The 24,821-nt window shown below is 62.6% G+C and carries 23 protein-coding genes and 1 pseudogene; 5 read left to right on the forward strand and 19 right to left on the reverse strand.

Translation table 11 applies throughout. The annotated features are described in order from the left end of the window. Window positions 1–28: 28 nt before the first annotated feature. The 7 genes from GNZ12_RS11105 to argB all read right to left on the reverse strand — a co-directional run bounded on the left by GNZ12_RS11105 (window position 29) and on the right by argB (window position 7,354). On the reverse strand, window positions 29–1,291 hold the full coding sequence (locus GNZ12_RS11105; RefSeq protein ID WP_407947691.1) for a M48 family metallopeptidase: 1,263 nt from the start codon (window positions 1,289–1,291) through the stop codon (window positions 29–31). A 29-nt stretch (window positions 1,292–1,320) separates the two neighbouring features. Then, window positions 1,321–2,715: an AmpG family muropeptide MFS transporter gene (locus GNZ12_RS11110; protein WP_172310384.1), complete on the reverse strand. Its 1,395-nt coding sequence runs from the start codon at window positions 2,713–2,715 to the stop codon at window positions 1,321–1,323. A 14-nt stretch (window positions 2,716–2,729) separates the two neighbouring features. Next, window positions 2,730–3,338 carry a methionine biosynthesis protein MetW gene (metW, locus tag GNZ12_RS11115; protein WP_074762692.1) on the reverse strand — a complete coding sequence of 203 codons (609 nt, stop codon included), beginning with the start codon at window positions 3,336–3,338 and terminating at the stop codon, window positions 2,730–2,732. Further along, complete coding sequence (gene metX / locus GNZ12_RS11120; protein ID WP_172310385.1) at window positions 3,335–4,480, reverse strand: homoserine O-succinyltransferase MetX; 1,146 nt, start codon at window positions 4,478–4,480, stop codon at window positions 3,335–3,337. Before metX ends, metW begins: the two co-directional genes overlap by 4 nt. 297 nt (window positions 4,481–4,777) lie before the next feature. After that, a complete protein-coding gene (slmA, locus tag GNZ12_RS11125) occupies window positions 4,778–5,476 on the reverse strand; it encodes a nucleoid occlusion factor SlmA (protein ID WP_172310386.1) in 699 nt (232 codons plus the stop codon). After that, window positions 5,454–6,245 (reverse strand): pyrimidine 5'-nucleotidase, encoded by a 792-nt coding sequence (locus tag GNZ12_RS11130; protein WP_172310387.1) that lies wholly within the window; start codon window positions 6,243–6,245, stop codon window positions 5,454–5,456. Before GNZ12_RS11130 ends, slmA begins: the two co-directional genes overlap by 23 nt. 209 nt (window positions 6,246–6,454) lie before the next feature. Further along, window positions 6,455–7,354 (reverse strand): acetylglutamate kinase, encoded by a 900-nt coding sequence (gene argB, locus GNZ12_RS11135; RefSeq protein WP_063494482.1) that lies wholly within the window; start codon window positions 7,352–7,354, stop codon window positions 6,455–6,457. Window positions 7,355–7,619: 265 nt separating this feature from the next. Here argB and GNZ12_RS11140 point away from each other — a divergent pair, with 265 nt between their 5' ends. Then, entirely contained in the window at window positions 7,620–7,844 is a 225-nt protein-coding gene (locus GNZ12_RS11140) for a cysteine-rich CWC family protein (RefSeq protein WP_172310388.1), read from the forward strand. Window positions 7,845–7,877: 33 nt separating this feature from the next. On the opposite strand, the pseudogene GNZ12_RS11145 reads toward GNZ12_RS11140, so the two are convergent. After that, window positions 7,878–9,504, reverse strand: a pseudogene (locus GNZ12_RS11145) (tetratricopeptide repeat protein). Window positions 9,505–9,633: 129 nt separating this feature from the next. Between GNZ12_RS11145 and GNZ12_RS11150 the strand changes: the two are divergent. Next, window positions 9,634–10,944 (forward strand): ATP-binding protein, encoded by a 1,311-nt coding sequence (locus tag GNZ12_RS11150; RefSeq protein ID WP_172310389.1) that lies wholly within the window; start codon window positions 9,634–9,636, stop codon window positions 10,942–10,944. Further along, window positions 10,941–11,483, forward strand: coding sequence for a response regulator transcription factor (locus GNZ12_RS11155; RefSeq protein WP_028197735.1), 543 nt, complete (start codon window positions 10,941–10,943; stop codon window positions 11,481–11,483). Before GNZ12_RS11150 ends, GNZ12_RS11155 begins: the two co-directional genes overlap by 4 nt. A 131-nt stretch (window positions 11,484–11,614) precedes the next feature. Here the strand turns inward: GNZ12_RS11155 and hslU are convergent, their stop codons facing one another. From hslU to GNZ12_RS11200, 9 genes are all read right to left on the reverse strand, one after another. After that, window positions 11,615–12,961, reverse strand: coding sequence for an ATP-dependent protease ATPase subunit HslU (gene hslU, locus GNZ12_RS11160; protein WP_172310390.1), 1,347 nt, complete (start codon window positions 12,959–12,961; stop codon window positions 11,615–11,617). A 9-nt stretch (window positions 12,962–12,970) separates the two neighbouring features. Then, window positions 12,971–13,507 (reverse strand): ATP-dependent protease subunit HslV, encoded by a 537-nt coding sequence (hslV, locus tag GNZ12_RS11165; protein ID WP_028197737.1) that lies wholly within the window; start codon window positions 13,505–13,507, stop codon window positions 12,971–12,973. Between the two features lie 309 nt (window positions 13,508–13,816). Further along, window positions 13,817–14,236 carry an RNA polymerase-binding protein DksA gene (gene dksA / locus GNZ12_RS11170; protein WP_054037155.1) on the reverse strand — a complete coding sequence of 140 codons (420 nt, stop codon included), beginning with the start codon at window positions 14,234–14,236 and terminating at the stop codon, window positions 13,817–13,819. A 646-nt stretch (window positions 14,237–14,882) separates the two neighbouring features. Then, window positions 14,883–15,980 carry a CobW family GTP-binding protein gene (locus GNZ12_RS11175; RefSeq protein ID WP_172310391.1) on the reverse strand — a complete coding sequence of 366 codons (1,098 nt, stop codon included), beginning with the start codon at window positions 15,978–15,980 and terminating at the stop codon, window positions 14,883–14,885. Between the two features lie 230 nt (window positions 15,981–16,210). Then, window positions 16,211–17,413: a class I SAM-dependent rRNA methyltransferase gene (locus tag GNZ12_RS11180; RefSeq protein WP_172310392.1), complete on the reverse strand. Its 1,203-nt coding sequence runs from the start codon at window positions 17,411–17,413 to the stop codon at window positions 16,211–16,213. Between the two features lie 98 nt (window positions 17,414–17,511). Then, entirely contained in the window at window positions 17,512–18,435 is a 924-nt protein-coding gene (gene xerC / locus GNZ12_RS11185; protein ID WP_172310393.1) for a tyrosine recombinase XerC, read from the reverse strand. A gap of 16 nt (window positions 18,436–18,451) precedes the next feature. Continuing rightward, window positions 18,452–19,171, reverse strand: coding sequence for a DUF484 family protein (locus GNZ12_RS11190; protein WP_172310394.1), 720 nt, complete (start codon window positions 19,169–19,171; stop codon window positions 18,452–18,454). A 199-nt stretch (window positions 19,172–19,370) separates the two neighbouring features. Then, window positions 19,371–20,234: a diaminopimelate epimerase gene (gene dapF, locus GNZ12_RS11195; protein WP_172310395.1), complete on the reverse strand. Its 864-nt coding sequence runs from the start codon at window positions 20,232–20,234 to the stop codon at window positions 19,371–19,373. A gap of 93 nt (window positions 20,235–20,327) precedes the next feature. After that, window positions 20,328–21,212 (reverse strand): lipid A biosynthesis lauroyl acyltransferase, encoded by an 885-nt coding sequence (locus tag GNZ12_RS11200; protein ID WP_172310396.1) that lies wholly within the window; start codon window positions 21,210–21,212, stop codon window positions 20,328–20,330. Between the two features lie 278 nt (window positions 21,213–21,490). On the opposite strand from GNZ12_RS11200, the gene metK reads away from it, so the two are divergent. Further along, the gene (metK, locus tag GNZ12_RS11205; RefSeq protein WP_172310397.1) at window positions 21,491–22,681 is read left to right on the forward strand and encodes a methionine adenosyltransferase; all 1,191 of its coding nucleotides are present in this window, start codon (window positions 21,491–21,493) and stop codon (window positions 22,679–22,681) included. Between the two features lie 87 nt (window positions 22,682–22,768). Here metK and GNZ12_RS11210 read toward each other — a convergent pair whose 3' ends face one another. Further along, window positions 22,769–23,143 (reverse strand): hypothetical protein, encoded by a 375-nt coding sequence (locus tag GNZ12_RS11210; protein ID WP_172310398.1) that lies wholly within the window; start codon window positions 23,141–23,143, stop codon window positions 22,769–22,771. A 462-nt stretch (window positions 23,144–23,605) separates the two neighbouring features. On the opposite strand from GNZ12_RS11210, the gene GNZ12_RS11215 reads away from it, so the two are divergent. Next, window positions 23,606–24,367, forward strand: a complete 762-nt coding sequence (locus tag GNZ12_RS11215; RefSeq protein WP_120302629.1) for a phytanoyl-CoA dioxygenase family protein — start codon at window positions 23,606–23,608, stop codon at window positions 24,365–24,367. A gap of 61 nt (window positions 24,368–24,428) precedes the next feature. Here GNZ12_RS11215 and GNZ12_RS11220 read toward each other — a convergent pair whose 3' ends face one another. Further along, complete coding sequence (locus GNZ12_RS11220) at window positions 24,429–24,635, reverse strand: DUF3185 family protein (RefSeq protein ID WP_172310399.1); 207 nt, start codon at window positions 24,633–24,635, stop codon at window positions 24,429–24,431. Window positions 24,636–24,821 lie beyond the last annotated feature (186 nt).

Here is a 24,821-nt window from a genome sequence, read left to right on the forward strand (position 1 = left end):
AGCCGCAAACTGCCGCGGCCTGAGCAACTCACTGGCTGATCGGTTTGCGGCGCGGGCGGCCCATGCCGGCATAGTCCGGCAGCGCATCGACGCTCTTGCCGATTGCCTTCGCATAGAGCGGCAGCATATCCGGCAAGCGCTTGATGATGTCCTGGCGCCGCGCCGGCGTGTACGGGTGCACGTAGATGAAGCCCTGATCGCGATTGCTGCGCGTCGCCGTGGCCAGCTTGTCCCATAGCGTGACCGCCGCGCGCGGATCGAAGCCGGCGCGCGAAGCGATATCGCTGCCGATCACGTCGGCCTCGGTTTCGTCGGTGGGCTCGTACTTCATCTCCAGCAGCCGCGAACCGATGCCGAGCGGTGCCGCGCCCAGATCGGCGAGCCCGAATAGCTGCGGGATCGTGCCGGATGAGTCGAGCTGGCTGGCCTGCAGTTCGCCGAGCCGCTCGCGCGCATGCTCGCGTAGCGCGTGGGCGATTTCGTGGCCGATCAGCATGCCGAGTTCGTTGTCGTTCAGACGCACGCGGTCGAGCAGGCCGCTATACACGACAATCTTGCCGCCCGGCAGGCAGTACATGCGAATGTCGGGCGAGCGCACCACCGCTATATCCCATTTCCAGTTCTTCGCTCGCTCGTTCCACTTCAGCGAGTAGGGAATCAGCTTGTCGACGATCGACTGCACTCGCGTGACGTGGGCGTCGGTGTCGCCGTACAGACTGTTCGCGTGCTCGGCGCCGTACACGATCTCGTTGAACTCCTGGGCGGCTTGCGCCTCGAGCATGGGCGACGGGATCAGGTTGCGAAACACGAGGTAGCCGCCGTAGCGCAACTGTGTGTTCGGAGCACTGTAAGTAGGCGGTGCGGGAACGTTGGAGGTTGCGGCGGGCGTCGACGTGGCAGCAGGCGCCTTCGCGCTAGTCGCCGGCACCGAGGTAGCCGCGGGTGTCCTTGCCGTAACCGGTGCTGGGGACTGCTGCTGTGTGGAAGCTGGCGGCGTGGCTGCTGCGGGCGCGCTGCCGGCGTTTGTGGCGCTGTTCGCGCCGGGTGCGGCCGGTGTCGCGTTTTCGGGGCTTGCCGCGCCAACTGCTGACTTTGCCGCTGGCGCCGCTGCGGGTGCCGGCGTAGGCGTAGGCGCTGATGACGGCGCGCTCGCGCCGACCGTCGGCATGGCCGTGGCGTACGCGCTCAGCGGCGCACCGAACGCGAGGCTTGCACAACTGAGCGCCAAGGCCTTACGCAGCACCGCGCGGCCGGCCTTGGGCGAAGCAACCCCTGAGGGATCCGAATCCATGCGCACCATGCGCTTCAGCAAGAGCCCCGTCACGACCGGGTTCTCCACGGCGCGATGCGCAATAGAAGCAGCATGCCGGGCAGCCCCAGCGCGGTACACACAATGAAGTAGTCGAACCAGCCGATTCGTGCGACCACATAGCCGCTTGCCGCCGATGCCAACGTGCGCGGCACGGAAGCGAGGCTCGTAAAAAGTGCGAACTGCGTAGCGGTGTAGCGCGGATCGGTGGTGCTGGCGATGTAGGCGACGAAGGCAGACATCGTCAGGCCGGTCGCAAAGGTTTCAAGGCCGTAGACGAGCGCGAGCGCCACCGAGCGCGGATCGAGTTGGACGGTCCAGTCGATGCCGAACACCGACAACAGTTTCGTCGTACCTTGGCTCAGCCCAACCGCGATGTCATAGACGACAGCCAATCCAGGCGAGGCTGGGCCAATATGCGCGAGCCACGCGAAGCCGAGCGTCGACACCATCTGCAGGACGCCGAAAATCCACAGCCCACGGCCGATGCCAATGCGCATCAGCCAGATCCCGCCGACGATCCCGCCCGCGAGACTCGCGCCGAACGCGGTGGTCTTGGCGATCACACCGATTTGCGTGCGCGAGAAACCGATGTCGAGAAAGAATGACGTCGATAGCGTGGTTGCCATCGTGTCGCCGAGTTTGTACAGGAAGATGAACGCCAGCACAAAGAGCGCGCCGCGCCAACCGTCGCGCTGGATAAATTCGCGGAACGGCAGCACGATCGCATCGCGCAGGTTTTTCGGCGGCGCGCCGTGCACCTGCGGCTCGCGCACCACCAGCGTCATGATCATGCCCGGCAGCATGAATGCGGCGGTGACGATGAAAACGGTGGTCCACGGCCAATGGTCGGACAGAATCAGCGCCAGCGAACCCGGCACCAGCGCGGCGATCTTGTACGCGTTGACGTGCACGGCATTGCCGAGACCTTGTTGCGTGTCGCTCAGTAATTCACGCCGGTACGCATCGATCGCGATGTCCTGGCTCGCGCCAAAGAACGCGACCAGTGCCGTCAAAGCAGCCACCGTCCAGATCGAGTCGCGCGGCGACACGAACCCGAGCGTCGCAATCGCGCCGGCGACCAGGATCTGCGTGACCAGCATCCAGCCGCGCCGTCTGCCCGGACGCCAGCCCGGCAAACGCGGCACGTAGCGGTCCATCAGCGGCGCCCAGATGAATTTCCAGGTGTACGGGAACTGAATCAGCGCGAAAAGGCCGATTTCCTTCAGATTGACGCCTTCGGAGCGTAACCACGCCTGCACCAGATAGACGAGCGTGAACAGCGGCAGTCCCGACGTAAAGCCGAGAAAGACGCAGATCAGCATGCGCGTATTCAGAAACGCGCGCCAGCCGGGATGTTCTTCGTGAGCGGTAAGTGCAGGCGCCTCGTGCGGCGGGTTCGACATGTGGATAAGTGGTGTTAGCTTTTCTTGACGCGATAGACCGCAAGACTACCACGCCAGTTCACCCCCCATCGCACCACCTGGCCATCGTGAAGCACCACACGGTCGAGAATCTCGATGCCGACTTCCGGCGCCAGCGCCTCGAAATCCTCGATTGTCAGCACCCGCACGTTCGGCGTGTTGTGCCACTGGAAAGGCAGCGACTTCGACACCGGCATGCGGCCTTGCAGCACCGAAAGCCGGTGCGCCCAGTAGCCGAAATTCGGGAACGAGACGATGCATTCCTTGCCCACGCGCACCGTTTCGCGCAGGATCGCGGCGGTCTGATGGATGGTTTGCAGCGTCTGCGACAGAATCGCGAAATCAAAGCTGCCGTCTTCGAACAGGCGCAGGCCGTCTTCCAGATTCTGCTGGATCACGTTGACGCCGTTCTGCGTCGACGCCAATACCCCGGCGTCGTTGATCTCGATGCCGTAGCCCTGCACGTCCAGTTCTTCGGTCAGGAGCGACAGCAGCGAGCCGTCGCCGCAGCCCAGATCGAGCACGGTGGCGCGCGGTTCGACCCAGCGGGCGATCGCGCGGAAGTCCGGGCGCAGCGCCAGGTAATCGAGTGCTCGCTGGTTCATGCGTTCACCTCGTTCGCAATACGTTCGTAATAGGCGCGCATCAGGTTGTGATAGCGCGCGTCGTCGAGCAGGAAGGCGTCGTGGCCATGCGGCGCGTCGATTTCCGCGTAGGTTACCGTGCGCTTGTGGTCGAGCAGCGCCTTCACCAGTTCGCGCGAGCGGGCCGGCGCGAAACGCCAGTCGGTCGAGAAACTGGCGATCAGGAATTTCGCCGTGGTATGCGCGACGGCGGCAGTCAGATCGCCGTCGAAGGCTTTGGCCGGGTCGAAATAGTCGAGCGCGCGGGTGATCAGCAGGTAGGTGTTCGCGTCGAAATAATCGGCGAATTTGTCGCCCTGGTAGCGCAGGTACGATTCCACTTCGAATTCGACATCGAAGTTGAAGTTGTACGCATCCACCGCGCCTTCCGCGCGCCGCAACGAACGGCCGAATTTCTCGGCCATGTCGTCGTCCGACAGATACGTGATGTGGCCGATCATCCGCGCGACGCGCAAGCCGCGCTTGGGCTTCACGTTGTGCGCGTAGTAGTTGCCGCCGTGAAAATCCGGGTCCGACAGGATCGCCGAGCGTGCCACCTCGTTGAACGCGATGTTCTGCGCGGACAGTTTCGGTGTGGACGCAACCACGATGCAATGGCCCACGCGTTCCGGATACATCATGCTCCACGCCAGCGCCTGCATGCCGCCGAGGCTGCCGCCCATCACCGCCGCGAAGCGCGTGATGCCGAACTCATCGGCGACGCGCGCCTGCGCGTTCACCCAGTCTTCGACCGTCACGACCGGAAAGGCCGCGCCGTAGGGATTGCCGGTGGCCGGATCGATGCTCATCGGCCCGGTCGAGCCGAAGCAGGAGCCCAGGTTGTTCACGCCGATCACGAAGAACTTGTCGGTATCGAGCGGCTTGCCCGGGCCGACCATGTTGTCCCACCAGCCGATGTCCTTCGGATTGTCGGCGTACACGCCCGCCACATGGTGCGACGCGTTGAGCGCGTGACACACCAGCACGGCATTGCTGCGCGCGGCGTTGAGCGTGCCGTAAGTCTCGACCATCAGGTCGTAACCGGCCAGCGAGCTGCCGTTCTGCAGCAGCAGCGGCTCGGTGAAATGCATTTTTTGGGGAGCGACGATACCGATCGATTCCATTCATTCCGCCATTTAACAAATACAGGGCGGCTAGATGGCGTCGGCGAGGCACGGAGGAAAGACGGTGTGCGCGGCTGACGACCTCTTTAGCCGCATTTATAGTGAACTGCGGGAAATGTTCCCGGCAGTTCGCGCGCCCGCAATCGAGTCAGCAAATCGGCGCGTGATAGGTGTTCGAGGTGCTCCGGACAGCGGTCTCAGGTGATTCGGAGAGCCGCAGTCAGGCGCAAAGTATAGCGGAAAATTTCGTGCGGCAGCGTCGCGGGCTTCGCTGTGCCGCTGCGCCTGCCACGCGGACTACTGAAGAATCAGCAACAGTTGTGCATCGGCGTGTTCGGCGGGCGGCCGCGCAAAGCCGCTGCGTACATACCGATGCCAGCGGCCGATGATGTAGCTCAGCAGCAGGCTCGCACGGATCGCGGGATCGTAGCCGGCGGGCAGTGGGGCGGCGTGTGCATCAGCGCTCGGACCTGTGGTTTCGCCCGCGCTTGCGTTTGCTTCCATCTGAGCCACCCGCAAACACTGCTTCAACGACGCCTCGACTCGCTCCAGCATCTGATTGACCCGCTCGGTCAGCCGTTCATGCTCGCCGACCAGCGCCTCGCAGGTCAGCACGCGCGTCATGCCGGGATTCTTCGCGGGGAAGTTGAGCAGCATCAGCGCGATCGCGCGGGCTTGCAGCACGCCGTTGCTTTCTTTGTCGGCGATCTGGTTGATCAGGCCGAAAATCGTCTGCTCGATGAACTCGATGAGCCCTTCGAACATTTGCGCCTTGCTGGCGAAATGGCGGTACAGCGCGGCTTCCGAGACGCCGAGCCGGGCGGCGAGTGCCGCCGTGGTGATCTTTTCGCTCTTCGGCGCCTCCAGCATCGCAGCAAGCGTCTGCAAGATGTGCACGCGGCGCTCGCCCGGCTTCAGGCGCGGCGTCCGCGGGGCGGCCGACGGGGTGGGTTCGTGTTCGGCTACGGCTTCGTCAGGCTTGTCGATCGGCTGCATGGCTGCGTCCCGTCTGCTGTCCCTTCAATCGAACCGAGCGGGTGCCCAGTCGTAGCGATTTTAACGAACGAATGCAACGATCGACATAGTGCGGCCGGCCGGTGCCAGGCAGACGCTTCGGCATGCCGTCCGCGTGCGGCTTGCGCGGCAAATGGCCAGTGATCCACACAGTGCGGATGCCGAGTCGCCGGTAGTTCTTCAGATGCGAGCGCGTGTCTTCCACGAGGATCACGTCTTTGAGCGAGACGTGCGCGTCGCGCATCGCCTTACGCAGCATCGAATGGTCAGGTTTGGCGCGCCAGTTGCGGCGATCGCGCATGTGTTCGATCGCAATCACCTGTTCGAACAGACGCTCGATGCGCAACTCTGCAAGCACCGCACGCGCGTAGTCCTCGGGCGCGTTGGTCAGCACGATCTTGCGGCCGGGCAGCGACGCGACAAGGCGCGCGACACCGCGTTCGTGACGGATCATCGAGCCGAGATCGGGGAACGTGTGGACGACTTTAAGAAAGTCGTTTGGGTCGAGCGGATGGTGGCGTGCCAGACCGAGCAGCGTTGCACCGTAGCGTTGCGTGTAGCCGGTGCGCAGACGGTTGGCTTCGTCGATATCGACGCCCAGCGCGTCGATGATGTACTGCGTCATGCCCTGATTGATCGCCGGGAAGATCGCGTGCGAGGCGTGATGCAGCGTGTTGTCGAGATCGAACAGCCAGACCGGACTGCCGCCTGCGATGTGCGGACGACGGCGTCGGGAAGTGGGGGTGCGCATGATGGAGGACGCCGTTCAGGCGCAGGCAGTCGCTTCTCGCAGTGAACGCGGACAACGGTTCGCGATGCGGTAGACGATAAAAGAGGGGAGAGCGTGTTTGCGCCGGAGGGCGGCGCGCTGTGTACCGCTGGGTGCAGCGGCAGCGCAACTGCACGGCACACATGGCATGCCGGGAAAGCGTGCCGTGTGTGCCGGGTTTGAGGCAGGAATCAATGCGAGCGGATCATCGTGCCGAACGGCTGTTCGGTGAGAATTTCCAGCAGCACTGAGTGCTCGATGCGGCCGTCGATGATGTGTACCGAACGCACGCCGCTCTTTGCGGCATCCAGCGCCGACGAGATTTTCGGCAGCATGCCGCCGGAGATCGTGCCGTCTGCGAACAGGCCGTCGATTTCGCGCGCGGACAGATCGGTCAGCAGATTGCCTTCCTTATCCATCACGCCCGGGATGTTGGTCATGATCACGAGCTTTTCGGCGTTCAGCACGACCGCCAGTTTGCCCGCGACCAGATCCGCATTGATGTTGTACGACAGGCCGTCTTCGCCAAAGCCGATCGGCGAGATCACCGGAATGAACGCGTCGTCCTGCAGCGCTTTCACGACCGCCGGATTGATCGCCTCGACTTCGCCTACCTGGCCGATATCGACGTACTGGCCCGGATTGTCGCGATCCGGCATCTGCATCTTGCGCGCGTGGATCAGGCCGCCGTCTTTGCCGGTCAGACCGACGGCGTGACCGCCGAAATGGTTGATCAGCGTGACGATGTCCTGCTGCACTTCGCCGCCGAGCACCCATTCGACGACTTCCATCGTCTCTTCGTCGGTGACGCGCATGCCCTGAATGAACGTGCCCTGCTTGCCGATTTTCTTCAGCGCCTGGTCGATTTGCGGACCGCCGCCGTGCACGATCACCGGATTGATACCGACCAGCTTCAGCAGGATCACGTCGCGCGCGAAGCCTTGCTTCAGGCGCTCTTCCGTCATGGCGTTGCCGCCGTATTTGATGACCACGGTCTTACCGTGATACTGGCGAATGTAAGGCAGCGCCTCGGCCAGAATTTCAGCCTTCAGGGTGGGCGCGATCTGCGAAAGGTCAGGGATCTCGGACATGGCGGCAGGCTCAGGCACGGAACAGTTAAAACAGGGCGAATTGTACAGGACTGGCGCGCTGCAACAGGGATTTCGACAGCAGCGCCGGTGACGGGTGGTGCGGGCTTTGCGCACTGCGCAATAGAGGGCCGGAAGCGGCGGTCGGCGATCAAGCTTACCGGCGTTCAGATAGGCCCGTGAACTGGCCGAACGGCCGACTCACAGCGGCGCACCAGTCGTGGCATCATTTCCTGATTCAGGCTGAAGCGAGATCATCCGGCCCGTTATGAAATTGTCAGCTTCCCACGCCGAAAGCAGTGCGCTGTGTCCGCGCTGCGGTCATGCATTCGATTGCGCCATGCATAAGGTGCCGTTCGACTGCTGGTGCCGCGAGATGCCGGCCCTGCCGGCAGACCGGCTCGATCCGTCCGGCCGCTGCCTGTGTCCTGAATGTCTCGCAGCGGAGATCGCGCGAGCCGTGCAACCGGCGCGGGGAGCCGGTTCGCCTTGAACGCGGCGCGGCTCTGGCGGCCGCGTTGCCGATCTATGCCGCGTGGTGCCGGGCCGCAAGCGAGCTCAGGTCACGTGCAACAGCCTCCAGTGCTGGATCCCATTGGCCGAACTGTGGCTGCCGGTAGAGCGTCGCGCTCGGATACCACGGGCTGTCTGGCCGGTCGAGCAGCCAGACCCAATGCGGGTAACACCCATGTGCGCCGGCCGAGCGCGCCACTTAGATGCGCCACGGACGTGCAAACCGTAATGACGAGATCGAGCGCGCTGACAAACGCGGCTGTGTCGTCGAAGTTGGCGAATTCCGCGGTGTAGTCCGACATGGACAGACCCGCCGCCCGGGCCGCCGTAACGTCTGCCCCGGCACCCGGTTGCAACGAATAGAACGCCACATCGTGCATGCCGCCGAAATGCTCCGCATAGCGTTCCCAACCCACCCGTCGGAATGGATTGCGCTGATGGCCGTGGCTGCCGGTCCATGTCAGTCCGACTTTGAGTCTCGTTTCGCCGGCAAGCCTCTTTCGCCACGACTCGCTGGCTGTCGCGTCCGCTCGCAAATACGGCGTCGCCGCGGGGATCGTTTCTTCACGGGTGTCGAAGATCAAAGGCAAGCTGAGTAACGGAATTTCGTAGTCGAACGGTGGCAAAGATTCGACGCCGCCGCCAGCCGAATAACCGTCCACATGATCGCCGAGACTACGCGCGAGCAGCGCGCCCATCTGCGGAAATGAATTCCAGACGAGACGGCCGCCCTCGCGATGAATACGCTCGGCCAGCATCGGGATATAGCGGCTGAATTGCAAGACATCGCCCATGCCCTGTTCACCCCACACCAGCAGTGTTTTGCCGGCAAGCGTTTCGCCTTGCCATGTCGGTGCAGGGAACGCGGGGCGGTTGCCGCCCAATTCAAGCGAGCCATCCCAGCGCGCTTCGTGGGTCTGCCAGCCGTGCGCGAAATCACCGCGCATGAGTTGCAGCATGCTCAGATTGGAGCGCGTGGTCGCGTCGTTGGGTGCTAATGCGCAGGCCGTTCTTGCGGCGTGCTCCGCTTCGTCCCAGCGTTGCGCTTCACGTAGCGCCAGCGCATAGTTGTTATGCGCCAGTGGGCTATGCGGCGCGCATTGCACGGCGCGTGCGCCGGCTTCGAGCGCGCGTGGCAGATTCAAATTGACGCGGCTTGCATGAGCGAGATTGGTCCATGCATCGCTGTGGCCGGGATCGTCATGAACGACACTTTCCAGTAGGGCGAGTCGCTCGGTCAGGACACCGCCTGTGTGTGCGAGGGCGCCAGCGAGATTGTTGCGCAACTGGGGCAATGTCGGATCAATGGCGAGTGCGCGCCGATAGAGTGCGATTGCCTCGTTATGCCGGTTTGCCATCTGCAGCGCGTAGCCGAAACGGAAGTGTGCAAGCGCGCGATGGGGATCGAGTTGGGCAATAATGGCGGCGAGTTCGATCGCGTCGTCATGACGATGTTGCTCGAGCAAAGTGATGATGAGCGAGTCGATGGACTCATCGTCGAGCGGATGGCGTTGTGCAGCGGCATCGAGCCAGTTGGCCTCTGCTTGCGCGGTGCCATTTTGCCGGGCTGCGGCGGCATGTCGCAGGAAAGTCAGGAAAGCTGATGAGGCGGGGGTCTCGCTATCCGAGATAGGTAGCATGGCTGAGTGTGGGTGGCGCCAGAACCGATGATGAGCGATCGGCTCGCGCAACGCTGTCGCAAAAATACCATGCTACCGGCGCAAGGCCGCGAGGTCAGTCAGACGAGTCCGAACAGTTAAACTAAAGTCATGCATCGTATAACTAACACCGGCCGGGTCAACCTCGGTCATCTGTTCTGGCTACGCAGCCTCGCCATCATTGGCCAGCTGATGACGATCGCGTTCGTGCAGATCTTCTTCGGCGTGCACCTGCCGTTGCCCGCCATGTTGCTCGTGATCGCTCTCGAAGTGATCTTCAACGGCCTCACGTGGTGGCGTGTCTCGCAGCAGCGGCCCGAATCCAATCTCGAACTGTTCGGCCAGATCTGGGTCGATCTCGGCGCGTTGTCGGCGCTGCTGTTCCTTTCTGGTGGCACCACCAACCCCTTCGTTTCGCTGTACCTGCCATCGCTCGCGATTGCCGCAGCCGTGTTGCCGTGGTATCTGATGGCGTGGCTCGCCGCGTTCGCCGTGGCCTGCTACGCCGTGCTCGGCTTCGATTCCGTACCGCTCAATCTCGACAATCCGGCGAACCTGTTTGACTACTTTCGCGCCGGCATGTGGGTGAACTTCATGGTCAGCGTCGGCTTGATTGCATGGTTCGTCGCGCGCATGTCACGCGCTCTGCGACTACGTGACGCAGCGCTCGGAGACGCGCAGCAGCGCTTGCTTCACGATGAACGCGCCGTCGCGCTCGGCGTGCAGGCTGCCACTGTCGCGCACGAAATCGGCACGCCGCTGTCTACAATTGCGATGTTGTCCGAAGAATTGCGCGACGCCGCGCGAACCGACAAGGGGCTTGCGCCGTACAGCGCCGATCTCGAGCTGCTCGAACAGCAAATGGCGCTGTGTACTTCAGCGCTTGCGCGGCTGCGCAGCCGTGCATCGACCGCGACCAACCGGCAAACGGTCAGCGAGTGGCTCGAGTCGTTTGGCGAGCAATGGCGCCTGCGTCATCCGCATGTGAAGTTCGAGCGGATCGGTGTGCCGCCTGCGGACGTCAGTCTTGACGATACGGTTGCCGTCAGTCAGATTCTTACGATTCTGCTCGACAACGCCGCGCGTGCGAGCCGCGATCACGTCACGCTGTCGTGCACGCTCACCGCTCGCGGCGACCAGATCGCATTCGAGGTATGCGACGCGGGCCCTGGCATTCCCGCCGCGTTGCGCGGGTCGCTTGGTGCGATGCCGGTCGACAGCACACAGGGCGGACACGGCGTGGGCTTGTATCTGGCATTTTCAGCGGCGGCGCGTCTGAAGGGATCGATCGAGCTGGCCGATGTCGGCGAGATCAAGCCGCGCGGCACGCGTGCAGTGTTGAGACTGCCGCTTGCAGTGCGCAAATTATCAGGTGCGGGCCCTCAAGGCACTACGCCATCCAACACGGAGAAACAGGCATGAGCGATATGAATTTTCTGGTGATCGACGACGATGAGGTGTTCTCCGGCATCCTCGCCCGCGGTTTGACGCGGCGCGGTTATACGGTGGCCGAAGCGCACAACGCGGATGAGGCGATCAAGTTGGCGAACCAGCAGAAGTTCAGCCAGATCACGGTAGACCTGCATCTCGGCAACGACTCCGGCCTGACGCTCGTCGCCCCCTTGCGTGATTTGCAGCCTGACGCGCGCATGCTGGTGTTGACCGGTTATGCCAGCATCGCCACCGCGGTACAGGCGGTGAAAGACGGTGCCGATAACTACCTGGCGAAGCCCGCCAATGTCGAGACGATTTTGTCGGCGCTGCAAAGCGAAGCGAGCGCGCTGCAAGCTGAAGAGGCGATTGAGCACCCCACGCCGTTGTCGGTTGCGCGTCTGGAGTGGGAGCATATTCAACGCGTGCTCGCGGAGCACGGCGGCAATATTTCAGCCACTGCGCGCGCGTTGAACATGCATCGTCGAACGCTGCAACGCAAGCTGGCGAAGCGGCCGGTCAAGCAGTAAGCGCTGGGGCACGCTCGTCTTTGCGGGCCGGAAAGCAAAAAGGGCTGTCTTTCACAAGACAGCCCTTTTTCTTACGCGTCACACATGAAGGCCGCGCGCGCGAGGCGCACAACTTTAACGCGGCATTGGCATCACAGCACGTAGCGCGACAGGTCTTCGTCTTCCGCCACTTCGTTCAGCGCGCGATCGACATACGCCGCGTCGATCTGCACCGTCTTGCCCGAGTGATTGCCGGCTGCGAACGAGACATCTTCGAGCAGTTTTTCAATCACCGTGTACAGGCGGCGTGCACCAATGTTTTCGGTCTTCTCATTGACCGAGTACGCGATTTCGGCCATACGGCGAATGCCGTCGTCAGCGAATTCCAGATGCACGTCTTCCGTAGCCAGCAGTGCCTGGTATTGCTTGACGAGGCTCGCGTCGGTCGACACCAGGATAGATTCGAAATCGCCGACCGACAGCGAATCCAGTTCGACCCGAATCGGGAAGCGGCCTTGCAGTTCGGGAATCAGATCGCTCGGCTTGGCCAGATGAAATGCGCCGCTCGCGATGAACAGAATGTGGTCGGTCTTCACCATGCCGTACTTGGTGTTGATCGTGGTGCCTTCGACGAGCGGCAGCAGATCGCGCTGCACGCCCTGACGCGACACTTCGCCACCGCCCGCTTCGTTACGCGACGCGATCTTGTCGATTTCGTCGAGGAACACGATGCCGTTCTGCTCGACGTTCTGCACGGCCTTGGCTTTCACCTCTTCGTCGTTGAGCATCTTGCCGGCTTCTTCGTCGGTGAGGACCTTGAGTGCTTCCTTCACCTTCAGCTTGCGGCGCGTTTTCTTGCCGCCGCCGATGTTCGCGAACATCGAACGGATCTGCTCGGTCATGTCTTCCATGCCCGGCGGCCCCATGATGTCCATGCCCACTTGCGGCTGTTCGACGTCGAGTTCGATTTCCTTGTCGTCGAGCAGGCCTTCGCGCAGACGCTTGCGGAAGGTCTGGCGCGTGGTGCTGCCTTCGTCCGCCGTGTCGACGGCGCTCGAGCTCGCGCCGAAACCCACCGGCCGGGCGCTTGGCAACAGGATGTCGAGAATGCGGTCTTCGGCCTGATCTTCGGCCTTGGTCCGGACTTTGCGCATTTCCGTCTCGCGCGTCTGCTTGATTGAGATCTCCATCAGATCGCGCACAATGCTGTCGACGTCGCGGCCGACGTAGCCGACTTCGGTGAATTTGGTGGCTTCGATCTTGATGAACGGTGCGTCGGCCAGTTTCGCCAGGCGCCGCGCGATTTCGGTTTTGCCGACGCCGGTCGGTCCGATCATCAAAATGTTCTTCGGCGTGATTTCCTGACGCAGCGGGTCTTCAACCTGCTGACGGCGCCAGCGGTTGCGCAGCGCCACGGCAACTGCTTTCTTCGCGCGGCCTTGGCCGATGATGTGTTTGTCGAGTTCCGAGACGATCTCGGCAGGGGTCATGGTGCTCATCGTGGGTCCTTACTCGATCGTCTCGATGACGCGGTTATGGTTCGTATAGATGCACATGTCGCCGGCAATCTCCAGCGACTTCTCCACGATCTCGCGCGGCGACAGCTCGGTGTTGTCAACGAGCGCCTTCGCGGCGGCTTGCGCGTAAGCGCCGCCCGAACCGATCGCGCAGATGCCGCCTTCCGGATCGAGCACGTCGCCGTTACCGGTAATGACGAGGGTGGTGGTGGCATCCGCGGCGATCAGCATCGCTTCGAGGCGGCGCAGCATGCGGTCGGTGCGCCAGTCTTTGGCGAGTTCGACGGCGGCGCGGGTCAGATTGCCCTGATGTTTTTCCAGCTTCGCTTCGAAACGGTCGAGCAGCGAGAAGGCGTCGGCCGTGCCGCCGGCGAAGCCGACCATCACCTTGCCGTTATAGATGCGCCGGACTTTCTTTGCACCGCCTTTCATGACGATGTTGCCCAGCGTCACCTGGCCGTCGCCGCCAAGCGCGACCTTGTCGCCGCGCCGCACGGAAACGATCGTCGTGCCGTGAAATTGCTCCATATGCGTTCCTCTTTGCAAAACGGGTAGGACACGGTGATGCAGCACCACCGCATGAATCCTGAAAGCGGACGGCGCGCAACGCTGAAACGATCAACCGGTTGGCGCGCGCTCGTGCAACGCATGTTCGACTTATTTTAGGGCGTGCGCGGTCATATCAAGAGCCGGCAAACGGCATAAGACAAAAACACGTTATTCAGAACGGGGAATGGTGCGGAAGGACACACAAAAGAAAAAAGGCGCACAGATCACCGTGCGCCTCTCGACGAAGCAGCTTAAAAGGGCGCGGAGCCGAAGCCGCGCCGCAGGCGTTCAGTCGCCGAACAGCTTCTGGCGCAGTTCGCGGCGTTCCTGCGCTTCGAGCGACAGGGTAGCCGTGGGCCGTGCGAGCAGGCGCGGAACGCCGATCGGCTCGCCGGTTTCTTCGCACCAGCCGTAATCGCCCGAGTCGATGCGCGCGATCGATTGCTGCACCTTCTTCAGCAGCTTGCGTTCGCGGTCGCGCGTGCGCAGTTCCAGCGCATGCTCTTCCTCGATCGTTGCGCGGTCGGCCGGGTCCGGCACGATTACTGTTTCGCGCAGGTTCTCGGTCGTCTGGCCGGCATTGCGGAGAATGTCCGCCTGCAGCTGTTCGAGCTTGTTCTTGAAGAAAGCGAGCTGATCCTCATTCATGTAATCCTTGTCGCTCATCTTCAGGATTTCGGCTTCAGTCAAGAGTCGTTTCGTCGTCATCTGGCTTGCTTCTTCAATGTGAGGCAAAACTCTTACATAGTGCCCGCACTTTCGTATTGCCCGCAAAGGCGCCACGAGGACGCTGAGCGCTGGGTGCGCACGGACGGTGGACTGTCGTGACGCCGAAGCGCCTTGCGCCCACGCGCCGGGCGTCGCTACGCCTATGCGGGGCCGAACTCCTCTGGAAACCGTTTCTCAATTGCTCCTGAGGCATTGCTTGCCGGCAGCGCGCCTTTCGAGCTGTGCCAGCCGGCATTGTCGGCGTGAGTTCCGGACAAGATTTTCCGGCGCCGTTTCAGGCCCGGCACGGAATACGCGCTGACCGGGCAATTCGTTGTCATTCTCCAGTGGGCACGTATTGTAACTGAATCACAATCCAGCACCGCAACTGGTGAAAATCCCCGGCGGCGCACTGATATCCCGAAAATATAACGCGCGCACGGTCAAAAAGCGATGGTCGTGCACGCTTTAATACAGCAGGGTTTTCACGTGTTTTTCACACGACCGACATTTCAGCGGGCTTTCGGCCGCCCTCCCGCGCATTCTGCAGACAATTGCCTCGGTGCCCGCGGGGCGCACGCTCGTGGCTGGCGCGCTACACCACGCCAGGTGCCGCGCCACTTGCATGGCACGGCAGGCGTGACGCTCACGCCAGGCAGGCGTCCAGGCCGTCGGTGATCAGATCCTGCGGCAGTTCAATGCCGATGAACACCATCTTGTTGGTCTTCTTCTCAATCGGCTGCCATTTCGCGGCCAGATCGCTGCCCATCATCTGATGCACGCCCTGGAACACCACCTTGCGGTCGACGCCCTTCATATAGAGCACGCCCTTGTAGCGCAGCAGGCGCTCGCCGTAGATCTGCAGAATGCCGCCGAGGAAGTCCTCGAGCTTGTTCGGATCGAACGGACGGTCGCTGCGGTAGACGAACGATTTGATCTTGTCGTCATGGTGCGCGTGACGATGATGCGCGTGGTCGTGGCCTTCGTGGTCGCACTTGCCGTGGTCGTGATCGCAGTTTTCGTGATCGTCGTGGTCGGCATGGGTGTGGCCGTGCTCGTCATGCGCGTGAGCGTGGTTGTGCGCATGTTCGTCTTCAGCGAGGAAGTCCGGGTCGATTTCGAGCTTCGAATTCAGGTTGAAGCCGCGCAGGTCGAAGATTTCCTTGATGTCCGCTTCGCCGAAATTGACGATCTTGATCGCCGCCCGCGGATTCATGTGCAACAGGCGGTGGCGCAGATCGTCCATGTGCTGTTCGTCGACCAGGTCGGACTTGGTGATGAACAAGCGATCGGCGAAGCCGACCTGGCGCTGCACCACTTCGTGTTCGTCCAGTTGATGGTTCGCATGCTTCGCGTCGACCAGCGTGATGATCGCGTCCAGCAGGAATTCATTGGCGATCTGGTCGTCCATGAAGAACGTCTGCGCGACCGGGCCCGGATTGGCGAGACCGGTGGTTTCGATCACGACACGGTCGAAATCCACTTCGCCGGATTGCTTCTTCGCTGCCAGATCGCCCAGCACGCGCGACAGGTCGCCGCGGATCGTGCAGCAGATGCAGCCGTTGCTCATCTGGATGATCTGCTCGCTCGTGTCCTGCACGAGGATTTCGTTATCGATGTTCTCTTCGCCGAACTCGTTCTCGATCACGGCGATCTTCATGCCGTGCTTTTCGTTCAGGATGCGCTTGAGCAGGGTGGTTTTGCCGCTGCCGAGAAAGCCGGTCAGGATGGTGACTGGAATCATGTTGGTCGCCTGTAAGTACGTGAGTCTGTGCGGAATCGAAATGTGCAGCGCGAAATATGCAGCGCGAATGTGCAGAGAATGCGTCTGCGAATCCGGTTTGCCGGGCGTGGCAGCCTGACGGCGCGCGGCCCGATCTAGCCGGATATTGAAACATATCTGTCAAGCTGGCGCTGGCGGCGGGGGCGAACCCCTCCACAGCGCGCGGGAAACAACCCTGAAACTATGGGCGATCAGGCAATTTGCAACAGCAGACCTTTCAGGTATTCGCCTTCCGGGAATGCGGTGAGCAACGGGTGGTCGACCCCGGCGCCGAGGCGCTTGAGAATCCGCGCATCGACGCGCGCATCGGCCGCCGCGCCGGACACGATCTTCTGGAACAACTCCGAGTCGATCGCGCCGGAGCATGAATAGGTGAACAGCAGGCCGCCCGGGCGCAGCAGCTTCAGGCCGGTCAGGTTGATGTCCTTATAGGCGCGCGAGGCGCGGTCCACGTGTTCGCGCGACGGCGCGAATTTCGGCGGATCGAGCACGATCAGGTCGAAGCGTTCGCCTTCGTCGTAGAGACGGCGCAGGGTTTTAAACGCGTCCGCGTCAAGCCAGGTCGCGCGTTCGGCGTCGAAACCGTTGGCGGCCACGTTCTGTTGTGCGATCGCGAGCGCGTCGCCCGACGAATCGATCGACACCACGCGCTTGGCCCCGCCCTTTAAGGCCGCCAGCGAAAAGCCGCCGGTGTAGCAGAAGCAGTTCAGCACGTCGCGATCTTTCGCCAACTCCTGCACCAGCAGGCGGTTGTCGCGCTGGTCGACGTAGAAGCCGGTTTTGTGGCCGTTGCGCACGTCGACGTGATAACGCACGCCGTTTTCGCTCGCAATCAGCGCTTCCGACGGCGCAACGCCTGCCAGCACGCCGGTGACCTGCTCAAGCCCTTCCTTCTGGCGGATCGACACGTCCGAGCGCTCGTAGACGTTCGGGCAGCCGGTCGCGTCGGTCAGCGCCGCGACGATCGCGTCCTTCCATGCTTCGACGCCCGTCGCCATGAACTGGCACACCAACTGGCTGCGCTGGCCTTCGTCCTCGGCGACGTAATGATCGACGATCAGGCCCGGCAGGCCGTCCGCTTCGCCGAAAATCAGCCGCACGGCGCCGGTGTTGTGCACCATCGTTTGACGATGCGCGAGCGCGCGCTGCACGCGGCGCTTGAAGAATGCGTGGTCGATCGGCTCGGTTTCGTCGAAGCTCCAGACGCGCGCGCGAATCTGCGAATGCGGGCTGTAGGCTGCACGGGCGAGGAAACGGCCGTCGTGCGCGCGCACCAGCACGGTTGCGCCGGGCGCGGGATTGCCGTCGACGCGATCGATCGCGTTGGCATAGACCCATGGATGGCGGCGCAGGAGAGATTTTTCTTTCGACGGTTTGAGCGTAACGGTATTCATCAGGGTGTCAGCAGGAGCAGTTGGCCGCGTGGACAAAGACGCACACGGCAGGTGAAGCGAAGGCGGAGACCGCAAGCCGCAAAAAGCAAATAGCGGAATCAGTCGCGTTTTTTGGCGCGCGGATGCGCCTGATCGTAGACGTGCGCGAGATGCTGGAAATCGAGCGCGGTGTAGACCTGCGTGGCGGTGATGCTGGCGTGCCCGAGCAGTTCCTGCACGGCCCGCAGATCACCGCTCGACTGCAGCACATGCGTGGCGAACGAATGCCGCAGTACGTGCGGATGCACGTTGGCGGGAATGCCGGCGACCAGCGCCGCGCGCTTCACACGATCACGCACGACATTCGGCGACAGACGGTTGCCGCGCGCCGAGAGAAACAGCGGATGCGGATCGTGCTTGACCATCTGGTCTCGCACCGCGAGCCACGCGTTCAAGGCGTCGAGCGCTTTGCTGCCGACTGGCACAATGCGGCGCCGGTTGCCTTTGCCGAGCACTTCGACTTCGGCGGAGTCGAGCTTGAGCCAGCCTGCCGAACGGTAGCCGCCCGCATCGGCAAAACGGGCGTCGAGGCCGACCAGTTCGGACAGACGCAGGCCCGACGAGTAGAACAGTTCGAGCATCGCGTGGTCGCGCAACCCTTCGGGCGTCGCGGCGGGCGGGCTTTCCATCAGGCGTGTGGCGTCGTCGACGGAAAGTGCTTTCGGCAGTGCCTTGGGCTGCTTCGGCGCCCGCACGGTGGCGACCGGATTGGCCGGCAGATCGACGCGGCCCGCGAACCAGCGGTAGAACGCCCGCCAGGACGACAGCCGATGGCTGATTGAGCGCGCCGTCAGGCCGCCGGCGTGCGCTCGCGACACCGCGCCGCGAATATCGACAGCGGTGAGGCTTTCGAGCGGTCGGCCTTTGGCCAGCAGCTTGAGCTCCTCGAGCTCGTGGGTATAGCCGCGCAGCGTATGCGCCGACAGTCGCCGCTCATGTTCGAGATTCGACAGATAGGCGGCAATCGGGTCGGCGTCGGTCACGATGGTTTTTCGTGGCTCAGCGCGGCAGCAGACGGCTCAGCGCCGCGCTCGCCAATGCACCGATCTGCGTCAGGAAATCGGTGGCCATGCCGTCGTGGAAGCGGCGTGCGTCGGCCGAACCCATCACCAACAGGCCGAAGGTGGGCGCTTCTTCCTTGCCTTCGGGGTCGCGCAGCGCAAGCAACGCAATCGATTCCGTGGCGTGCGCGGAGTCGCTCGTGCTGCCTGCAGCCCCATCGTCGCTCACCACCGACACCGCCGGCGCCAGCCACTGCGCCGCTTCGAAGCCGGTGTTCGCGCCACAGTACGGCGTGGTGAGGCTATTCGCGAAGATTCGTACTTCCTCGCCGACATGGCGCGCGAACTCGGCCTGTGCATACGGCTCGGAGACGTCCCATACGCGCAGCGCGGCTTGCGGCACGTCGAAAATATCGCGCAAGCCGTTGGAGATCGTGCGCGGCAGCGCGTATGGATCGCGCTCGGCCATCACACGGATGGTCCAGCGATTGAATTTCGAGGCGATGCTGTCGTTCTCGTGACCGTAGCGCAGCAGCTCAGCCAGACGCCGTTCGAGATGCTTGTTCTTGTCGCGCAGCATTTCCATCTGCCGCTCCTGCAGCGACACCGCGGCTTTGCCGTGCGGGTTCGCAAGCCGGATCGTCGCGAGCATTTCCGCGTGTTCGGCGAAGAATTCGGGGTTGGCGAGCAGATATTCGGCGACTTCGCGATCGTTCATGGTTTCGGCTAAAGGACTACGGGACGACGCCTTCGGGCGGCGCATCGGTCATGAGTTCGGTCGGCCGGTGAAAGCGCCGCTTTGTCCGGCGCTTCATCGACCCCTGCTTTGGCCCCTTCATCGGCCTATTCGAGGCCACGTGTCGGGTACTTCCTCGGCCGATTGTTCGGCCGGTAAATCGGGTAGTGCGCTGGCGCGGTCAGTCGGCCAGTTCGATTTCGCCTTCGAAGACAGTTGCCGCGGGGCCGGCCATCAGCAGCGGCGCGCCTTCTTGCGTGCTGTCCCACGTGATGGTCAGCTTGCCGCCGTGCGTGTGCACCAGCACCGGCGCGTCCAGCAGCCCGCGGCGAATGCCGGCAGCCACTGCCGCGCACGCGCCCGTGCCGCATGCCAGCGTTTCGCCGGCGCCGCGTTCGTAGACCCGAAGCTTGATCTCGCTACGGCCGACGATCTGCATGAAGCCCGCGTTCACCCGCTGCGGGAAGCGTGCATGCCGCTCGATCACCGGACCTTCGACGAGCACCGGAAAATCTTCGACGCTATCGACCACTTGCACCGCGTGCGGATTACCCATCGACACCACCGAAATCCAGCGCGTCACGCCGTTCACGTCGAGCGGCCAGAGCGTGTCAGCGCTTTCGCGGCGGCCTTCGAGGCCTTTGGCGGCGAACGGGACGCGCTCCGGTTCGAACACGGGTGCGCCCATGTCGACCAGCACTTCGCCGTTCTCCTGCATGGTCAGCAGGATGGTGCCGTTCTGCACTTGCACGCGCACGCTGCGCTTGTCGGTCAGGCCGCTGTCACGCACAAACTTGACGAAACAGCGCGCGCCGTTGCCGCAGTGCTCGACCTCGCCGCCGTCGCAATTGAAGATGCGATATCTGAAATCGACGCCGTCCACGGTGGGCTTCTCGACCAGCAGCAACTGGTCGGCGCCGACGCCGAAATGCCGGTCCGCGAGCGCGCGCACCTGCGCCGGCGTCAGGTTGACCGGTTGGGTGTAGCCGTCGAGCACGACGAAGTCGTTGCCCGCGCCGTGCATTTTGGTGAATTTCAGTTTCATCACGCTATTGTAAGTGACACGCCTGCGGGTGGGCCGAACGCCGCCTTATTTGTCACCTTAATTCCGCGTTCAGGCACTTTTTCGAAGACCGGGTCAGTACACGCTCGGTTCGCCCGGCGGACGGGTCTTGAAGCGCTTGTGCACCCAGTAGTATTGCTCGGGGATCAGCGGAATCTGCTCTTCAAGGAAGGCGTTCATGCGGCGCGCGTCGGCGTCGTCGTCGCCAGTGGGGTAGTTGTCCCATGGCTTGAAGACCTTCAGCCGGTAGCCCTTGTAGTTCGGCAACACCTCGCCGATGAACGGCACCACTTGCGCATGGCCGACCCCGGCGAGCCGCCCGACGGCCGTCAGCGTGCAGGTCGGTACGCCGAAGAACGGCACGAACGTCGAGTTGCGCATGCCGTAGTCCATGTCGGCGCCGAGCATGACGGGCTTGCGGTCTCGCAGCCAGCGCAGCACGATGCGCGCGCTGTCGGCGCGGCTTGCCATGTCCGCGCCGAAGCGGCCACGCGCGGCTATCGCCACGTCGTCGAGCACCTTGTTGGACATCGGCTGGTAGAGCGCGCCGCACTGCCGGCGCAGCGCGTGATTGATGAACACGGAGCCCGCTTCGATGCCGACGAAGTGAGCGCCAAGCAGCAGCGTGGGCGGCATGTCCGGATCGAGCAGGTCGATCTCGCTATCCACCTGCACGAGCTTCTCCAGCTTCTTGGCAGAGCCGAACCACTGCACGCTGCGCTCAACATAACTGCGGATCGCGTGGCGGAAGTGTTTCTGCGCGATATCTTCGCGATGCTCGGCGCTCCATTCCGGGAAACACAAACTCAGATTGATATGGACGATGCGCTTACGGTTGCTGGGGATCTGATAGAGCAGCCAGCCCAGCCCGTCGCCCAGTCGCGCAACGAAGCCGTACGGCAATAACGCTAAAAATTTCAGCAGTCCAATGGCCAGGTGGGCGCCAAGACGACTCAGCATGCCGCCCCTCCGTGTAGGGCGTCGAGCGACGCTTTGCTCAAGAAACCTGAAGACGGGTCGAAATACGGCACGGGTGATCACTCTGTGACAATCGAAGGAAGTCGCTATAATAAGGGCTTCGCCGAGTTAATAGACAACTTGCGGGGCGAAGCTGGGGGGTGCGATCCATGGGATATGCCCCCTGCCGGTAAGGTAATCCGCTAAAGCGTCGCCGCTTCAAGGCTCCCGAAGCTGGCTACGTGAAACTCAACCGTAACCACAAAACAGGAGTCCGCAACGTGGCAAACGACTATTTCTTTACTTCCGAATCCGTTTCCGAAGGCCATCCCGACAAAGTCGCGGATCAGATTTCGGACGCGATCCTCGACGCCATCCTGACCCAGGACAAGTATTCGCGTGTCGCAGCCGAAACGCTGTGCAACACGGGTCTCGTCGTGCTGGCCGGTGAAATCACCACCACCGCGAACGTCGATTACATCCAGGTCGCGCGCAACACGATCAAGCGCATCGGCTACGACAACACCGAATACGGTATCGACTACCGCGGCTGCGCGGTGCTGGTAGCGTACGACAAGCAATCGCCGGACATCGCCCAGGGCGTGGACCGTGCGCACGACAACAACCTCGATCAAGGCGCTGGCGACCAGGGCCTGATGTTCGGTTACGCGTGCGAAGAAACCCCGGAATTGATGCCGCTGCCGATCCACCTGTCGCACCGTCTGGTGGAGCGCCAGGCGAATCTGCGCCGCGACGGCCGTCTGCCCTGGCTGCGTCCGGATGCGAAGTCGCAGGTTACCGTGCGTTATGTCGACGGCAAGCCGCATGCGATCGATACCGTGGTGCTGTCCACGCAGCATTCGCCGGACATCGATCTGGCCACGCTGCGCGAAGCCGTGATCGAAGAAGTCATCAAGCCTACGCTGCCGGCTGACCTGATCAAGGGTGACATCAAGTTCCTGGTGAACCCGACCGGCCGGTTCGTGATTGGCGGCCCGCAAGGCGATTGCGGTCTGACGGGCCGTAAGATCATCGTCGATACGTACGGCGGCGCGGCGCCGCACGGCGGCGGCGCGTTTTCGGGCAAGGATCCGTCGAAGGTCGACCGTTCGGCAGCGTATGCCGGCCGTTATGTCGCGAAGAACATCGTGGCGGCGGGTTTGGCGTCGCGCTGCCTGATTCAGGTGTCGTACGCGATCGGCGTTGCTCAGCCGACGTCGGTCATGGTCAACACGTTCGGCACGGGCCGCGTGTCGGATGCGACGATCACGCGTTTGGTGCGTGAGCATTTCGACCTGCGTCCGAAGGGCATCATCCAGATGCTCGACCTGCTGCGCCCGATCTACGAGAAGAGCGCGGCCTACGGTCACTTCGGCCGCGAAGAGCCGGAATTCACGTGGGAAGCCACGGACAAGGCGCTGCTGCTCGCCGAAGCAGCAGGCACCGAACCGGTCGCCGCGCTCGCAGAATAAGCGCACGCAGTCCGCTTCAGCAAAAAACCCCGCCGGCGCAAGCCGGGCGGGGTTTTTTTATTGCCTTTGCGTTGTGCTGAAACTCACTCAGCGGCTAGCGAACGCAAACTCAAACTCAAACCAACCGGTGCTGCCGCTCGTCGACATACGGCGCGGGCGGCGGCTCGTGCTTTGCGGTGCGGCGACCGGTGCATGGCGCGTAGCGGTGAGGCGCAGCGGCGTGGGTTTGCGCAGCAGCGTACGCAGCGAAAACCGGCGCGAACTGCCTTGCAGGCGCAGCGCGGAGAAGAAGGTGTGGAACCACGTGCGAATGCCATCGACCGCTTTGGCTTCGCGCCATTGTTCGCCCAATGCGCGAGTGCGGGTGGCATGGTGACGCAGCGCGCGCACAACATGACGGCGCGCCGGACGCGCCGCTTTCAATGCGGCGCGGGTAAGACGGGTGCTCAGAAGAGTATGCATGGCTTCACAAGTGGGCAACGTGTCGCGCGACGGCGTATGCGTCAGAAGGAGCACCAAATGTGCCAATGACGATGTCGCGATGGACGGCGCGAAAGCCCGGAATTCGAGGGAAAAGGGCACAGAGGACGGCGGGGCCGGTCACAGCGGCACTTGCGCGCCGCAAAAGTGCGGGAGTAGCGATCAACATGTGTGCAGGCTACACGCGATTCATGACGTCAGAAAGTCGGTTTTTACCCTGCGAATACGGGTTTTTACGGGGTAAGCGCGCTATGCACGCTTGTGGGGTCGTGCCCTTTGCGGTCGATTTTCGTGCGTGCGTGCCCTGACAGCGTGCTGCGCGAACCGCCATTTCGCGTGAAAGTAGTGCGTAAGGCCTTGGCTTCTCGGAAGGCGAAACAGCGCACAGTCCGATCGCGCCCGTTTTACAATCGAGCATCAGCCAGTCGAAAGTAACGGAACACCATGTCACTTCACTCGAAGAAAGAACAGATTCAAACGTTGCGGGAGCAAGGATTTGTCGTTGTGCCTGGTTTGGTGTCGCCCGAGCGTTGCGGCGAACTGAAACAGATTGCGGAGCGCCAGTTGCAGGAAGCGGCGGCGCCGATCGAGTTCGAGGCGGATTTGCGGTATCCGGGCGCGCCGGAATCCAAACACGCGCCGGGCGGCCATACGGTTCGCCGGTTGCTCGATGCGTACGGGCGCCATCCGCATTTTGCGCAATGGGCGACCGCGCCGGAAATTCGCGGCTGGATGGAGTTGTACTTCGGTGAGGAGCCGCGCTTATCGCGGGCACATCACAATTGCATGATGACCAAGCACCCTGCTTATGGCAGCTTGACCGGCTGGCATCGTGACGTGCGGTATTGGTCGTTCGAGCGTGACGACCTGGTGTCGGTGTGGCTCGCGGTCGGGCAGGAGACGGTCGATAACGGCGCGTTGTGGTTGGTGCCGAAGTCGCACAGTGCCGCCTTCACGTCCGACCGGTTCGACGAGGCCAAGTTTTTCCGTTCCGATCTGGAAGAGAATCAGGCCTTGATTCGCACCGCGGTTTCGCCCGAGCTCAACGCCGGGGACGTGGTGTTCTTTCATTGCAACACGCTGCATTCGGCTGGCAAGAACCTCAGCGATCAGGTGAAATTTTCTTTGGTGTTTACCTATCACGGGGCGAGCAATGTGCCCCTGCCGGGATCCCGCTCGGCGGCCAAGCCTGAAATCGCCTTTTAGCTTTGTTGCCTCGCGCGGCGCGGATTTCCGTTGGTCTCGCGCCGCGTAGGCAATCGACGCGCTACCGCTTGCGCCCGGAAAGCCCCACCCCGGTCAGGCCGGCGATGGTGGCGATCGCGCCGGCCACGATCAGCACGATCGCCTTGTTGGTCGGCGATCCGGTAAACACGCGCGATACCTCGCTGCTGACCGAGTTGAACGCCTGCCCGCCGAAATACAACAACACGATACCGCCGACAATCAGCGCGATTGAAATCGCCTTCGTCATGAACCTGCTCCTCCGATAAGCTTTGATCGGCCAAAGTGTAGGGGAGCCGCAAGCAGTCGTCCATCCCGCATAGTGGGCGTCTGCAGGCAGTACGGCGATTGGCTACCATAGCGGTCTAGCCTCACCCAACCATAAACATAAAACCTGTACGCCTCCCGCAGCATGTGATTTCCTCACGCCCGTTGA

Source organism: Paraburkholderia solitsugae (genome assembly GCF_013177695.1).
In the GTDB taxonomy this organism is placed as follows: domain Bacteria; phylum Pseudomonadota; class Gammaproteobacteria; order Burkholderiales; family Burkholderiaceae; genus Paraburkholderia; species Paraburkholderia solitsugae.

What these genes read in the sequence shown, in the direction of transcription:
- GNZ12_RS11105 (WP_407947691.1), bottom strand. Translation starts at nt 1,291, where the DNA reads ATGGATTCGGATCCCTCAGGGGTTGCTTCGCCCAAGGCCGGCCGCGCG.
- GNZ12_RS11110 (WP_172310384.1), bottom strand. Translation starts at nt 2,715, where the DNA reads ATGTCGAACCCGCCGCACGAGGCGCCTGCACTTACCGCTCACGAAGAA.
- metW (WP_074762692.1), bottom strand. Translation starts at nt 3,338, where the DNA reads ATGAACCAGCGAGCACTCGATTACCTGGCGCTGCGCCCGGACTTCCGC.
- metX (WP_172310385.1), bottom strand. Translation starts at nt 4,480, where the DNA reads ATGGAATCGATCGGTATCGTCGCTCCCCAAAAAATGCATTTCACCGAG.
- slmA (WP_172310386.1), bottom strand. Translation starts at nt 5,476, where the DNA reads ATGCAGCCGATCGACAAGCCTGACGAAGCCGTAGCCGAACACGAACCC.
- GNZ12_RS11130 (WP_172310387.1), bottom strand. Translation starts at nt 6,245, where the DNA reads ATGCGCACCCCCACTTCCCGACGCCGTCGTCCGCACATCGCAGGCGGC.
- argB (WP_063494482.1), bottom strand. Translation starts at nt 7,354, where the DNA reads ATGTCCGAGATCCCTGACCTTTCGCAGATCGCGCCCACCCTGAAGGCT.
- GNZ12_RS11140 (WP_172310388.1), top strand. Translation starts at nt 7,620, where the DNA reads ATGAAATTGTCAGCTTCCCACGCCGAAAGCAGTGCGCTGTGTCCGCGC.
- GNZ12_RS11150 (WP_172310389.1), top strand. Translation starts at nt 9,634, where the DNA reads ATGCATCGTATAACTAACACCGGCCGGGTCAACCTCGGTCATCTGTTC.
- GNZ12_RS11155 (WP_028197735.1), top strand. Translation starts at nt 10,941, where the DNA reads ATGAGCGATATGAATTTTCTGGTGATCGACGACGATGAGGTGTTCTCC.
- hslU (WP_172310390.1), bottom strand. Translation starts at nt 12,961, where the DNA reads ATGAGCACCATGACCCCTGCCGAGATCGTCTCGGAACTCGACAAACAC.
- hslV (WP_028197737.1), bottom strand. Translation starts at nt 13,507, where the DNA reads ATGGAGCAATTTCACGGCACGACGATCGTTTCCGTGCGGCGCGGCGAC.
- dksA (WP_054037155.1), bottom strand. Translation starts at nt 14,236, where the DNA reads ATGACGACGAAACGACTCTTGACTGAAGCCGAAATCCTGAAGATGAGC.
- GNZ12_RS11175 (WP_172310391.1), bottom strand. Translation starts at nt 15,980, where the DNA reads ATGATTCCAGTCACCATCCTGACCGGCTTTCTCGGCAGCGGCAAAACC.
- GNZ12_RS11180 (WP_172310392.1), bottom strand. Translation starts at nt 17,413, where the DNA reads ATGAATACCGTTACGCTCAAACCGTCGAAAGAAAAATCTCTCCTGCGC.
- GNZ12_RS11190 (WP_172310394.1), bottom strand. Translation starts at nt 19,171, where the DNA reads ATGAACGATCGCGAAGTCGCCGAATATCTGCTCGCCAACCCCGAATTC.
- dapF (WP_172310395.1), bottom strand. Translation starts at nt 20,234, where the DNA reads ATGAAACTGAAATTCACCAAAATGCACGGCGCGGGCAACGACTTCGTC.
- GNZ12_RS11200 (WP_172310396.1), bottom strand. Translation starts at nt 21,212, where the DNA reads ATGCTGAGTCGTCTTGGCGCCCACCTGGCCATTGGACTGCTGAAATTT.
- GNZ12_RS11210 (WP_172310398.1), bottom strand. Translation starts at nt 23,143, where the DNA reads ATGCATACTCTTCTGAGCACCCGTCTTACCCGCGCCGCATTGAAAGCG.
- GNZ12_RS11215 (WP_120302629.1), top strand. Translation starts at nt 23,606, where the DNA reads ATGTCACTTCACTCGAAGAAAGAACAGATTCAAACGTTGCGGGAGCAA.
- GNZ12_RS11220 (WP_172310399.1), bottom strand. Translation starts at nt 24,635, where the DNA reads ATGACGAAGGCGATTTCAATCGCGCTGATTGTCGGCGGTATCGTGTTG.